Source organism: Mesorhizobium sp. M0998, assembly GCF_040318885.1.
In the GTDB taxonomy this organism is placed as follows: Bacteria; Pseudomonadota; Alphaproteobacteria; order Rhizobiales; family Rhizobiaceae; genus Mesorhizobium.
On sequence record NZ_JAMYND010000002.1, the window covers coordinates 77711 to 90575 of the forward strand.

A 12865-nucleotide genomic window follows, 5' to 3' on the forward strand; every position below is an offset into this window, starting at 1 on the left:
CTGGCCGGGCGCTGTCTCTATCTGGTCGCGCCCTTCAATTCCGCATGCGCAACCGCGATGCGGGCAGCAAGCGCGGCGTTGTTGCGGACCAGCGCGATGTTGGCCTTCAGGCTGCGGCCTTGCGAAAGCTCATTGATGCGTGCGAGCAGAAACGGCGTCAGTTCCTTGCGCCCGATGCCGCGCTTCTCGGCCTCAGCCACGGCCGCTGCGATCGTGCCGTCGATGAACGCCGGATCGAGCGCGTCCGCTTCGGGAATAGGGTTGGCGACGAGAATGCCGGTGCCGGATTCCATCTCGTCATGCAGCAGCATGGCTCGCGCGATCTCGTCGGGCGTGTCGAGGCGATGATCGGCCTTGAGCCCGCTGGAGCGGGTGTAGAAAGCCGGAAAATCATCGCTCCCATAGGCGATCACCGGCACGCGCTGAGTTTCCAGATATTCCAGCGTCTTCGCAATATCGAGGATCGACTTAACTCCGGCGCAGACCACGGTCGTGCCGGTTTGGCCGAGTTCGGTCAGGTCGGCGGAGATATCGAAAGTGGCTTCGGCGCCGCGATGCACGCCGCCCACGCCGCCGGTCGCAAAAATGCCGATCCCGGCTAACGCGGCGATCCGCATCGTCGCCGAGACGGTGGTTCCGGCCGAGCCGCCGCGCACCATGATGGCGGCGAGATCGCGCCCGGAAGCCTTGACCACGCCCTTTGCCGCTGCCAGCTCTTCCAGCTCACGGTCGTCGAGGCCAACCTTGATCTTGCCGGCGACCACTGCGATTGTGGCGGGCACGGCGCCGTTTTCACGCACCACGGTCTCGACACCACGGGCAGTTTCCAGATTGGCCGGATAGGGCATGCCGTGGGTGATGATCGTCGATTCCAATGCCACCACCGCGCGGCCTTCATCAAGCGCAGCAGCGACTTCATCGTTCAGGTGGACAAGGAAAGGTTTCATATCATCTCGCTTTCAGGCAGGAATGCGGTACATGCCGGCGGCAAGGAAGCGCGGCGACAGATCGGGATGGACGCTGGCTTCGCTCTCGGTGGTCAGTGTGGCAAGCAGCGCGCCGGTGCGCACGGCATGAGCGACCGGCTCACCCGAAAGCACCTTGTACAGTGTGCCGGCGATCATCGCGTCACCGGCGCCGGTGATATCGACGGGCTTGGCCGGGACGGAGTGCATGGTCGTCACACCGCTCTCAGTCGCAACGGCAAATCCATGCGCGCCCACGGTCACGATCACCTCGCCGGCGCCGGCCGCGCGCAGCGCTGCCGCTGCTTCCTCCGGCGTCAGCCGCCTGTCGGCATCCGTCATGCCGAGCATCGTATTGGCCTCGTCATGATTGGTGAACAGAAGATCGATGCCGGTCAGGTCCTTCGGCAGGCGCGCTGATTTCGGCGCCGATACCGTGTCGACGGCGAGCTTGAAGCGCGCACCCTGCTTGCGCGACATCAGTGCTGCGAGGGTCGCGGCCGGCAGATTGCAGTCGATGAACACCCATGTCGCCGAAGCCAGATGCGGCCAGAAGCGGTCGAGATAGGACGACGAAAACAGATCGAAGATTTCCATGTCGGCAATGCCGAGCACGAGGTCGTTGTTGCGGTCGAGGATGGCCGCGTATTCCGCCGTCGGCCGTTCCGTGGTGGTGATGACCTGGCTGACATCGGCGCCGAGGTCGCGCAGATGCCGCACCAGTGAGCGGCCGGTTTCATCGTCGCCGACGATCGAGACGAAGCTTATGTCGACGCCGAGGCGGGCAAGGTTTTCGGCGACGTTGCGGGCAACCCCGCCGAAGCTGCGATAGCCGTCGACCGGGTTCGACGTCTCGAAAATCAGATCCTTCTTGGCGTGGTATTTGCGGTCGAGCACCGCGCCGCCGACGCAGACCATGCGCTTTGACGTCGGCAAGACGTAACCACGGCCGAGAATGTATCCCTTGTTGACGAGTTGCACGATGTGGGCCGCAACCGTCGAGCGGGCAATGCCGAGCGCCGTTGCAATATCCTGCTGGCCGGCGAACGGATTCGCCGCAATGAGGTCGAGAACCGCTTGTTCCTGTGCTCCAATGTCGTCCATCGTCTCACCTGGCCCGCCAAATTCGAGGCTGAATGTACGATATTCTAAACAACAGATGCTCTTGTCAATATTTGTTTGAAGCTGGGCGTTCCAGTCGACTGCCCGCATTTCGGCGACGCCCAGTCAGTCCACTTGGCGACTGTATCGACGTATCGATCGTGCTCACGCTGAAGGTCCGTACGCCGCGGGGATTCCGTCGAAAAACGGGACTCTTTAACACCAGGCCGCGAATACCGCTAAGCCTTCAGCACCGAGACGGCCAATTCGCTGTTGTGGACGTATTCGTTGGCGTCAGGCTGCTTCTGCACGAGCAGGATGAACAGCAGGTCGGTCAGCGTCAGTTGTGCATCACGCGCAGTTATCGATGAAGAGCGCGCGCGCTCTTCATCGGCGATCGTGTGGAGGCGAATGTCGGCAACCCGGCTCAGCGGATTGTCGCGAAGTCCGGTGACGGCGATCACGGTGGTGCCACGTTTGCGGGCAAGTTCAGCTATCCGCAGGGTTTCGATGCTCGCCCCGGAATAGGAGAGCGCGAACAGCACGTCACCTCGTCCAAGCGTCGAGACATTGGCCATTTGCACATGGCTGTCGCTGTCGTGCAGCACGTTGCGGCCGAGTTTCATCAGCTTGTAGGAAAAATCGCGCGCCACCAGCGAGGATGCGCCGACGCCGGCCAAATGAATGCGGCGCGCACCGTTCAACGCTTCGAGGGCCTTGCCGATTTCCTGCTCGGTGTTGGCCGCGACGGTCTGTTGCATCGACAAGAGCTTGCTGCCGATCAGCTTGCGCAGGATGACCAGATAGCTGTCGCCGACCTCGATCGAACCGTGGATCATGCCGGCCGGCACGTGCCATTCCTGCGACTTGGCCTCGCTGACGGCGAGCTTAAGCTCCTGATAGCTGGAATAGCCGAGCTTCTGGCTGAACTTGACGACGCTCGACTGGCTGCGGCCGATCTCGGCGGCAAGCGCCGCCGTCGACAGGCGGAGCATCTGGTCGGGATTATCGACGATATACCGACCGATCTCGCGGTCGCCGGGCGCCATGACTTCGAGCTTGGCCTCGATCTTCTTCAGGACGGACATGCGTTCCCCCATTGCCTGTCATCGACAATGCCAAGCCAAGGAATAAATTATTCCGTCTCTGATTGACAGCCAAGAATGAACCATCAAATCTCGACTGATGCAGTTGCGGCCCAGCCTTCGGGCATGTCGACGATTCGGACATGAAAAGATCGTAGACTCGCCGACAGCTCGGGATTAGGTCAGAGCCATGGACAAATTGCGGATCGTCGGCGGGCACAGGCTTGAGGGCGCGGTTACGATCTCCGGCGCCAAGAACGCGGCCTTGCCGCAAATAGCGGCGGCGTTGCTCAGCCCCTATCCGCTGCAGCTGACCAACCTGCCTGAGGTGACGGATGTCGATAACATGCTTGGCGTCGTCGGCCTTCATGGGGCCGAAGTCACCAGATCGGCGCATGCCGCCACAATCGATACCAGTGCCGCCGCTTCCAGGGAGACAAGCTACGATACAGTCAGGCGCATGCGCGCGACGGTGCTGGTTCTCGGTCCACTGCTTGCCCGCTTCGGCCATGCCCGGGTCTCGCTGCCTGGCGGCTGCGCGATCGGCGCACGGCCGGTCGACATGCATGTCGCCGCACTTGCCGCACTTGGCGCCGATATCGCGATCGAAAACGGACTGATCGTCGCGTCTGCGCCGGGCGGACTGAAAGGCGCGCGCATCGTTTTGAGCTCGCCGTCGGTCGGCGCGACCGAAACGGCGATGATGGCGGCGACGACGGCAAACGGCGAGACCGAGATCCTCAACGCGGCCCGCGAGCCGGAGGTGGCCGATCTTGCCGCCTGCCTGAACGACATGGGCGCGCAGATCGAGGGCGCCGGCACGCACCGCATCCTGATCGGGGGCAGCACAGACTGGCGCGCCGCCACGCACGACATCATCCCGGACCGGATAGAGGCCGGCACCTATGCCGTCGCAGCGGCCATCACCGGCGGTCAGCTCGAGCTGACCCACGCGCGGCTCGAGCACATGGCATCCATCGTCCAGCTGCTCGAAGCAGCCGGTGTGAAAATATGGCCGGGCGACCGCGGGCTGATCGTGTCGAGAGACGGGCCGCTCAAGGCGGTCGACGTGACGACGGAGCCATATCCGGGCTTTCCGACCGATCTCCAGGCGCAGTTCATGGCGTTGATGTGCTGTGCCGAGGGCGCTTCGCTGTTGCGCGAGACGATCTTCGAGAACCGCTTCATGCATGTGCCTGAACTGATGCGGCTCGGCGCCAATATCAAGCTGCAAGGCACCATGGCGCTGGTGCGCGGAGGCGAGAAGCTGAAGGGCGCGCAAGTGATGGCGACCGACCTGCGCGCCTCCGTCTCGCTGGTGCTGGCAGCGCTGGTGTCGGAGGGCGAGACGACGATCAATCGCGTCTATCATCTCGACCGCGGGTACGAGCAGTTGGACCGCAAGCTCCGGCTGTGCGGTGCCCAGATCGAACGAATAAGGCAATGAGTGCCGGTGGGGCGTCTCCGCATTATTTCCTGGGCGTCGATGGCGGCGGAACCGGCTGCCGGGCGCGTATCGAAGACGAGGCAGGAACCGTGCTCGGGCAAGGCCTGTCGGGCCCGGCGACAACGCGACTCGGTATAGAGGTGGCCTGGGCCTCGATTGCCAAAGCCTTTGGCGCGGCGATCGAAGAGGGAGGGTTCACGGCGGCGGAAATCGCCAGGATCCGCGCGGGTATCGGTGTTGCCGGCATCGGCCGTAAGGGTGCGCTCGAGGCGTTTCATGGCATCGAACAACCCTTTGCGAGCATCGACTTCGTCAGCGACGGCGTCGCGGCTTGCCTTGGCGCGCATTCGGGTCAAGACGGCGCCATCGTCATAGCCGGGACCGGTTCGATCGGGCTCGGCTTTGTCGAAGGGCGCGACCTGCGCGTCGGCGGCTACGGTTTTCCGATTTCCGATGAGGGCAGCGGCGCCGATCTCGGACTGAAGGCAGTGCAGCTTGCCTTGCGAGCCCATGACAGTCGGCATGAGCGGACGGCGCTGCTGGCCGAGGTGATGCAGCGCTTCAAGGACGATCCGTTCGAGGCGGTGGCCTGGATGGACCGCGCCAGTGCGACTGACTATGCCGCCCTGGCGCCGATGGTGATCCGCCATGCCGATCAGGGCGATCCGGCCGGTCGGCGGATCGTGCAAGGCGCTGCCGAGCAGATCGACACCTTCGTGCGGGTGCTGTTCGAAAAAGGCGCGCCGCGGGTTACGCTGCTCGGAGGGTTGTCCAGCCCGCTTGAGCCATGGCTCGCTCCCGACGTCCGCCGACGGCTGAAGCCGGCCGACGGCGACGCGGTTTCGGGAGCCATAATCCTGGCCAGAAAATCCCTCTGCCGCCAGTGATGCCTTGCTCGCAAGGAATATAATATTCCTACTTTCTGTTGACACAGGGAATATCGAATTCTAAAAAGTTAACGAAACAGAACCGGCGCAGCCGGTACGGAGCCGACGGCCAGGTGCAGGCACTGGACGCCGCTTGCTGTGGGCATCACAGTCCTGCTCGCAGTCGCACTTGAAAGTAAGCGAAGTGGTCGAACAAGGGTTGATGTCGGAGCTGGAGCGGCTGGTTTCCGAGGACCGGAACCCGAAAACCATGGACATCGATCTGTTGCCGACCCTCGAGGTGCTGCGCAAGATCAATGACGAGGACAAAGGCGTTGCGGCAGCCGTCGAGAAGGTCATCCCCGATATTGCTGCGGCCGTGGACCGGATCGTGAGCGCGTTCCAGGACGGTGCACGCCTTGTCTATATGGGGGCTGGCACCAGCGGCCGGCTCGGCGTCCTTGACGCCTCGGAATGCCCGCCGACCTTCGGCGTACCCGAGGACATGGTGGTGGGCCTGATCGCCGGCGGCGTCGACGCGCTGGTGCACTCTGCGGAAGGCGCCGAGGACGATCCGAAACAGGGAATAAAGGCGCTGCAGGACATCAAGCTGACCGCCGACGACGTGGTGGTCGGCATCGCTGTCAGCGGACGCACACCTTATGTCATCGGCGGCCTGACCTATGCCAAGGAGGTGGGAGCCACCACCGTGGCGTTGTCCTGCAATCCTCGATCGACCATTGCCGGCATTGCCGATATTGCCATCTCTCCGGTGGTTGGCCCGGAGGTCCTCACCGGCTCGACCCGGCTGAAATCGGGAACCGCGCAAAAGCTGGTGCTCAATATGCTGTCCACCGCCAGTATGATCCGCATCGGCAAGAGCTATCAGAACCTGATGGTTGACCTCAATCCAAGCAACAAGAAGCTTGTCGCAAGGGCGGTCAGGATCGTGATGCAGACGACCGGCTGCGCGGCACAGCAGGCACGACAGGCACTCGACCAGACCGGCAATGATGTAAAACTGGCAATCCTCGTGACGATCACCGGCATGGGTGTCGAAGAAGCACGTAAGGCGCTTGCCAACGCGGGAGGTTTCCTGCGCAAGGCGATAGGCGAAAAGACGGTGTAAAACCGCATGGATACTGGGCCGATGTTCCGGGGCGTGTGTCCCTTTGAAGCGGTCCGGGGAACTGCAAGGCATCTGGTTTAACAATAATGGGAGACGACAATGGTACGGCACATTGGCAAGAAACTGCTTTCTGGCATGACGCTCGCGGCAATGGTTGGCATCGCCGCGCTACCGGTGCAGGCGAGTGCGGCGACGCTGCATATGGCGTGGTCGCAGGACGCCACCGGTCTTGATCCGCACAAGCAGACGGCATTCTCCTCACTGCGGCTGCTGGAGCTGATCTACGAACCGCTGGTGCGGCTCGACGCAAACCTGCAAATCACGCCCGCGATTGCCGATTCATGGCAGTTCTCGCCGGGCGGCAAGGAGCTGAGCTTCAAGCTCAATCCGAAAGCAAAATTCCAGAACGGCGCCGCCGTGACCTCGGCCGACGTCAAGGCATCGTTCGAGCGCATACTCGACGAGAAGACGGGTGCTGCGGCGCGCGCGAACTTTCTCTCGATCGCCAGCATCGACACGCCCGATCCAGCCACCGTCGTGTTCCACCTCTCGCAGCCGGATGTGCCGATCCTGACGGCGATGAGCGACGTCAACGCGGCGATCGTCCCGGCAAGCGAAATCGCGACTGGCTCGATCGGCACGACAACGATCGGCTCGGGTCCGTTCAAGCTCGAAAAATGGGATCCGAATTCCAAGGAAGTGCTTGTCGCCAACAAGGACTGGGCAGGCGGCGCGACCGGCGTCGACGGCATCGATATCAGCGTGCTGCCGGACGAGACGGCGATCCTGGCGGCGATGCGCACCAAGCAGATCGATTTTGCCCTGCTCAACGATCCGCTTGTCGCCACGCTGGTGCCCAAGGAAGCCAGCCTGCAGTTGAACCGCGTGCCGGTGCTTGCCTATCACGTGCTGCAGCTCAATCCCTCCCGCAAACCGATGACCGAACTCAAGGTGCGTCAGGCGATTTCCTGCGCCATCGACCGGCAGGAAGTGCTGGACACCGCCTCGCTCGGCGAAGGCAAGGTCACCGGCCCGCTGACCATCCCGGCACTGGCGACCGATCCGAAGCAGTTGTTCTGCTATAAGCGCGACATTGAGAAGGCCAAGCAGTTGATGGCCGAAGCCGGGTATGCCGACGGCTTTTCGGCGACCGTGATCGGCGCCACCGGCGAGCCGCCGACGGCAGCGGCGGAAGCCCAGGTCATCCAGTCGCAACTCGCAGAAATCGGCGTCAAGCTCGACATCAAGATGATGGAGCTCAACGTCTATGTCGACGCCTGGCTGAAGGGCGATTTCGACATGGCCGTCGCGCTGAACGGCGGCAGGGCCGATCCCTACACTATGTACAACCGCTACTGGACCAAGACGGGCAATCTGCAGAAGGTGGCGAACTATGTCGACGACACGCTGGACAGTCTTATGCAGAAGGGCCGCACCGAGACCGACCCGGCAGCGCGCAAAGCGATCTTCGCCGACTTCGAGAAGCACATCACTGAGATGTCGCCCTGGATCTGGCTCTACACGTCCTACAGCTACACGGCACAGCAGAAGAATATCGCAGGATTCGAACCGGTGCCGACAGGTTCGCTGTTCAGCCTCGCCAAGGTGACGATCCAGTAGCTGCTTTGATGCCGGACGAGAGGATATTCTTCGCGTGAACTATCTGATGCGGCGACTGGCGACCTTCCCTCTCGTCCTGCTTGGCGTGTCCATCGTGGTGTTCCTGGCGATCAGGATGGTTCCGGGCGATTCGATCACGGCAATGCTGGGGACCGAAGCCGGCCTGCTGACGCCGCAGCAGCGCGATGCGCTTGCAGCTTATTTCGGCATCGACCAGCCCTGGTTCATCCAATACTGGCGCTGGCTGCTTGGTCTTTTCCAAGGTAATCTCGGCATTTCGTCCACCTATGGCAGGCCGGTGCTCGACGTCATCCTCGAGCGTTTCCCGCTAACGCTGGAACTCGCCTTGCTGTCGATGATCATCGCCCTGGTTGTCGGCATGCCGGCCGGGATTTTTGCCGCCACCCATAATGAAAAGCTATCCGACCTCGGCGTGCGCGTTGTCGCAATGATCGGGCAGTCGACGCCGAACTTCGTCCTTGCCCTGCTGATCATCTACACGCTGTCGGCGGGGTTTGGCGTTTTGCCGGCGATGGGCGAGTTTTCGCCGCTGTGGCAGGATCCGCTGCGCAATCTCGGCCAGCTGTTGCTGCCTGCGGTCACGCTTGGATTTGCCTTCGCGGCTTCGGTGACCCGCATATCGCGTTCGGCGATGCTCGATGTGCTCAGCGACGACTATGTCAGGACGGCGCGCAGCAAGGGCGTTTCGGCGCGCGGCGTCATCTGGCGGCATGCTTTGCCCAACGCGCTCATCCCGGTCGTGACGCTGAGCGGCATAGAGTTCGGCTACCTCCTGGGCGGAGCTGTCATCGTCGAGCAGATCTATGCGCTGCCCGGTCTCGGCCGCATGGTGCTGGATGCCATCCTGCAGCGCGACTACGCGCTGGTGCAGGGAAGCGTGCTATTCATCGCCTTCAACTTCATGATCGTCAATCTCCTCGTCGACCTCGCCTATGTCGCGCTCGACCCGCGTATCCGGCTAAGCGAGCACTGATGGCGACATTGCGGGCTATATTTGCGCATCCCAGCGGCCGGATCGGCGGTGCCATCGTTGCGCTTTATCTGCTGCTTGCCGTGCTTGGCATGCTGGGGCTGACGCCGCACAATCCGTTGACGCAGCACCGGGTCGAGCGACTGCATGCGCCTGACGGCATCTACTGGATGGGCACGGACCTGTTCGGCCGCGATGTCGCAAGTCGGCTGATGACCGGGATCGACCAGTCCTTCATCGTGGCCTTCTTTTCGGTCGCCTTTGCGACACTGGCCGGCACCGTGCTCGGGCTGGCGGCAGCCTGGTTCGGGCGCCGCTGGGACGGCATGGTGATGCGCATCATGGACGTTGTGCTGGCGTTCCCGGCGATCCTGCTGGCGCTGCTGATCGTCGCGGTTGCGGGACCGGGAACCTCGACCAGCGTCATTGCCATCGCCGTCGTCTACACACCGATCTTCACGCGCGTCGTGCGAGGTCCGGCTCTGTCGCTCAAGGCGCGCGAGTTCGTCGACGCGGCCCGCACGTTCGGCAGCAGTGCGGGCTATATCGTAACACGGCATCTGCTGCTCAATCTGGTGGCGCCACTGACGGTTCAGGTGACGCTGGCGCTGGCCTGGGCACTGCTGACCGAAGCCGGCTTAAGCTTCCTCGGGCTCGGCACGCAGCCGCCCGCCGCGTCGCTCGGCCTGATGCTGAGCGACAGCCGCAATCTGATGGAGACAGCTCCCTGGCTGATGATCTTCCCGGGCGTGGCGATCATGATCGGCATCCTCGGTTTCAACCTGCTCGGCGATGCGTTGCGCGATGTCCTCGACCCGAAGATGCGGAGATCGATCGCATGATCCCGCTGCTGTCCGTCAGCGGATTGCGCGTCGGCTTCGGTCGCAACCCGCAAGCCAATGAGGTCGTGCGCGGCGTCAGCTTCGATCTCGCCGACGGCGAAACGCTGGCCATCGTCGGCGAAAGCGGCTCGGGCAAGTCGGTCACGGCGCTGTCGATCAATCGCCTCGTCGATTATGGCGGCGGCCGCATCACCGGCGGGTCGATCAAGCTGAGGCGGGCCGACGGCAGCACCTTCGACCTGACAGCCGCAGCCGAGCCGCAATTGACGAAGATCCGCGGCGGCGAAATCGGCATGATCTTCCAGGAGCCGATGACCTCGCTCAATCCGGTGCTGACCATCGGCAGGCAGATCGAGGAATCGTTTCGCCTGCATCGCGGCCTGACCGGCCGGCGAGCGACGGCGGCGGCCAAGGACGCGCTCGACCGCGTGCGTATTCCCGACGCTGCACGGCGGCTGAAATACACGCCCAACCAGCTTTCGGGCGGCATGCTGCAGCGGGTGATGATCGCCATGGCGATTGCGTGCAACCCGCGCCTGCTCATTGCCGACGAGCCAACGACGGCGCTGGATGTTACGGTGCAGGCGCAGATCATGGCGCTGCTCGCCGAGTTGAAGCAGGAAACCGGGATGTCGATGATCTTCATCACCCACGACATCGGTCTGGTTGCAGGCATCGCCGACAAGGTGATGGTGATGCAAGGCGGAGAAGCTGTCGAGCAGGGCGCATTGAACCAGATATTGGACGATCCGCGGCATCCCTATACGCGGCATCTGCTTCATGCGGTGCCGCATTTCGCCGGCGGCAGTGCCGCACGCAAGGACGTGCAACGCGAAACGCAAAAAGCTGCCGAGCCGGCGCTGAAGGTCGATGGCCTCGTAGTGCGGTTTCCGGTCAAGGCTGGGTTTTTCAGCCGTACCAGCGGTGCCGTCCATGCCGTGGACGGTGTGGATTTCGAGCTAATGCCGGGCGAGACATTGGCGGTCGTCGGCGAGAGCGGTTCCGGAAAGTCCACCACCGCCCGCGCGATTCTGGGGCTGGTGCGCTCGACGCGCGGCACGATCTCGGCCAGCGCGCGCAAGCCCGTCACCGGGCAGAGCGCCCTTCCCATGCAGATGGTGTTCCAGAATCCCTATGGCTCGCTCAATCCCAGACTCACCATCCAAAGCATCCTCGCAGAGCCTGTGATCGCTACCGGCGGACGGATAACTGCTGAAACGCGGGCGAAAATGGCCGCGCTGCTGAAACGCGTCGGCCTTCCGGAAAACAGCCTGCAGCGCTATCCGCACGAATTCTCCGGCGGCCAGCGGCAACGCCTGTGCATCGCTCGCGCGCTGATGCTCAATCCTTCGGTTGTCGTCCTCGACGAAGCGGTTTCGGCGCTCGATGTGTCGGTGCAGGCCAGGGTGTTGGAGCTTTTGATCGAGCTGCAGCGTGAATTCGGGCTGGCCTATCTGTTCATCTCGCATGACATGGCTGTCGTCGAGCGGATCGCCCATCGCATCGCGGTCATCTATGCCGGCCAGATCGTCGAGATCGGCGATGCCAGATCGGTGCTCTCGGAGCCGAAGCACTCCTATACCAAACAGCTTATCGCGGCCGTTCCTACTATAGACCGGCGGCATGAACGTTTCGAGCTGGACACGCGCCAGGTCCCCTCGCTCGTGCGTCCGCTGGGGTTTGAGCCGGGGCCGGCCAATTGGCAGCAATTCGGGCCGGATCATAGGGCACGGGTGGAAGCGTGATGATTGTCGCTCGAAAGCATGCAGAGTCAGACGGACAGCCCCTCGCTGCCTTCCAAACGGAGGCGTAGTTGATCGACCATGATTTCTTCTCCCGCGCATTCGCCCCGCTCGAAGCGGCCGTGGCCGCATCGCGCATTCCGGGCTGCGTGCTCGGCATAGTTGACGGGGACGGCGAACGCATCGTCCGGGCAATCGGCTCAGCCCAAGTCGTGCCCAAGATACGGCCGATGCATGTCGGGACATGGTTCGACCTGGCCTCCCTGACCAAAGTCATCTTCACCACGTCGCGTATCCTGGCACTGGCGGAAGAAGGCGTCATCGACCTCGACGCGCCGCTGATTTCCGTCCTGTCCGACCTTCGCCAATATGACGAAAAAGCCTGGGAACGGAACGTAACGTTTCGCCAGTGTCTCGGCCATCAGACACCGTTTCCCGCCGTCGCGCCGATCTACACCTATGGCCACGATCCGGACCTGCTGCGCGCCTTCATCCTGCAGCGCGAATGGCAGGCTGGCGAGCCGGTCTATTCTGATATCAACTTCATCCTGCTCGGCTTCGTCCTAGAGCGCCTGTCTGGCAAGACCATTCGCGAGATGGATCCCGGTCCGGGCTTCGCGTTCTCCGCCGAACCAGATCAAGCGGCGGCGACCGAAGACTGCACATGGCGTCATCGCGTGCTCTGCGGCGAAGTCCACGACGACAATTGCTCGGCCTTGCAAGGTGCCGGTCACGCCGGCCTGTTCGGAACGGCGGCTTCGGTCCTCGACTTTGCGCAAGGGCTGCTGGACGGGACCGGCGCGTCGCAGCGTTCGATCGCGCTAATGCGCACGCCCTTGTCGGCAACCCGCACCCATGGCTGGGAGCGACCCTACGAAGGCTGGTCCGGCGGCCGGTTATGCAGCCCCGAAACCATCGGGCATACCGGCTTTACCGGTGTCGGGCTGTGGGTCGACTTCGACAAAGGCAGAGCCTGGACCTTGCTCACCAACCGGATCCATCCGACACGTCATTTCAACAGCGGGATCGTAGCGCTTCGCCAAGCGGTCGGCGATCTCGTCAACGGAGCCTGACAAC

11 protein-coding genes are annotated in these 12865 nt (G+C 62.9%); 8 read left to right on the forward strand and 3 right to left on the reverse strand.

Annotated elements, in window-relative coordinates; all coding sequences use genetic code 11:
• Positions 1-17 precede the first annotated feature (17 nt).
• The 3 genes from NKH59_RS02170 to NKH59_RS02180 form a co-directional block, all read right to left on the reverse strand.
• Complete coding sequence (locus tag NKH59_RS02170) at positions 18-947, reverse strand: pseudouridine-5'-phosphate glycosidase (RefSeq protein ID WP_352502990.1); 930 nt, start codon at positions 945-947, stop codon at positions 18-20.
• Positions 948-959: 12 nt separating this feature from the next.
• On the reverse strand, positions 960-2069 hold the full coding sequence (locus NKH59_RS02175) for a carbohydrate kinase (protein WP_352542242.1): 1110 nt from the start codon (positions 2067-2069) through the stop codon (positions 960-962).
• 236 nt (positions 2070-2305) lie between these two features.
• Complete coding sequence (locus NKH59_RS02180) at positions 2306-3154, reverse strand: MurR/RpiR family transcriptional regulator (protein WP_352542243.1); 849 nt, start codon at positions 3152-3154, stop codon at positions 2306-2308.
• A 187-nt stretch (positions 3155-3341) separates the two neighbouring features.
• Here NKH59_RS02180 and murA point away from each other — a divergent pair, with 187 nt between their 5' ends.
• The 8 genes from murA to NKH59_RS02220 all read left to right on the forward strand — a co-directional run bounded on the left by murA (position 3342) and on the right by NKH59_RS02220 (position 12861).
• Complete coding sequence (gene murA, locus NKH59_RS02185) at positions 3342-4598, forward strand: UDP-N-acetylglucosamine 1-carboxyvinyltransferase (RefSeq protein WP_352542244.1); 1257 nt, start codon at positions 3342-3344, stop codon at positions 4596-4598.
• Positions 4595-5485, forward strand: coding sequence for a glucosamine kinase nucleotide-binding domain-containing protein (locus NKH59_RS02190; RefSeq protein ID WP_352502987.1), 891 nt, complete (start codon positions 4595-4597; stop codon positions 5483-5485). Before murA ends, NKH59_RS02190 begins: the two co-directional genes overlap by 4 nt.
• Positions 5486-5669: 184 nt before the next feature.
• The gene (gene murQ, locus NKH59_RS02195; RefSeq protein ID WP_352542256.1) at positions 5670-6593 is read left to right on the forward strand and encodes an N-acetylmuramic acid 6-phosphate etherase; all 924 of its coding nucleotides are present in this window, start codon (positions 5670-5672) and stop codon (positions 6591-6593) included.
• Positions 6594-6692: 99 nt separating this feature from the next.
• Positions 6693-8213, forward strand: a complete 1521-nt coding sequence (locus tag NKH59_RS02200; protein ID WP_352502986.1) for an ABC transporter substrate-binding protein — start codon at positions 6693-6695, stop codon at positions 8211-8213.
• Positions 8214-8247: 34 nt separating this feature from the next.
• Positions 8248-9207, forward strand: a complete 960-nt coding sequence (locus NKH59_RS02205; protein ID WP_352502985.1) for an ABC transporter permease — start codon at positions 8248-8250, stop codon at positions 9205-9207.
• Complete coding sequence (locus NKH59_RS02210; protein ID WP_352502984.1) at positions 9207-10046, forward strand: ABC transporter permease; 840 nt, start codon at positions 9207-9209, stop codon at positions 10044-10046. The genes NKH59_RS02205 and NKH59_RS02210 overlap by 1 nt, the downstream gene beginning before the upstream one ends.
• Complete coding sequence (locus NKH59_RS02215; RefSeq protein WP_352502983.1) at positions 10043-11791, forward strand: ABC transporter ATP-binding protein; 1749 nt, start codon at positions 10043-10045, stop codon at positions 11789-11791. Before NKH59_RS02210 ends, NKH59_RS02215 begins: the two co-directional genes overlap by 4 nt.
• A 68-nt stretch (positions 11792-11859) precedes the next feature.
• On the forward strand, positions 11860-12861 hold the full coding sequence (locus NKH59_RS02220) for a serine hydrolase domain-containing protein (protein ID WP_352502982.1): 1002 nt from the start codon (positions 11860-11862) through the stop codon (positions 12859-12861).
• The last annotated feature ends 4 nt before the right edge of the window (positions 12862-12865 follow it).

Coding starts and splice junctions, on each gene's coding strand:
- NKH59_RS02200 (WP_352502986.1), top strand. CDS start 6,693: ATGGTACGGCACATTGGCAAGAAACTGCTTTCTGGCATGACGCTCGCG.
- NKH59_RS02210 (WP_352502984.1), top strand. CDS start 9,207: ATGGCGACATTGCGGGCTATATTTGCGCATCCCAGCGGCCGGATCGGC.
- NKH59_RS02175 (WP_352542242.1), bottom strand. CDS start 2,069: ATGGACGACATTGGAGCACAGGAACAAGCGGTTCTCGACCTCATTGCG.
- NKH59_RS02190 (WP_352502987.1), top strand. CDS start 4,595: ATGAGTGCCGGTGGGGCGTCTCCGCATTATTTCCTGGGCGTCGATGGC.
- NKH59_RS02180 (WP_352542243.1), bottom strand. CDS start 3,154: ATGTCCGTCCTGAAGAAGATCGAGGCCAAGCTCGAAGTCATGGCGCCC.
- NKH59_RS02170 (WP_352502990.1), bottom strand. CDS start 947: ATGAAACCTTTCCTTGTCCACCTGAACGATGAAGTCGCTGCTGCGCTT.
- NKH59_RS02215 (WP_352502983.1), top strand. CDS start 10,043: ATGATCCCGCTGCTGTCCGTCAGCGGATTGCGCGTCGGCTTCGGTCGC.
- murA (WP_352542244.1), top strand. CDS start 3,342: ATGGACAAATTGCGGATCGTCGGCGGGCACAGGCTTGAGGGCGCGGTT.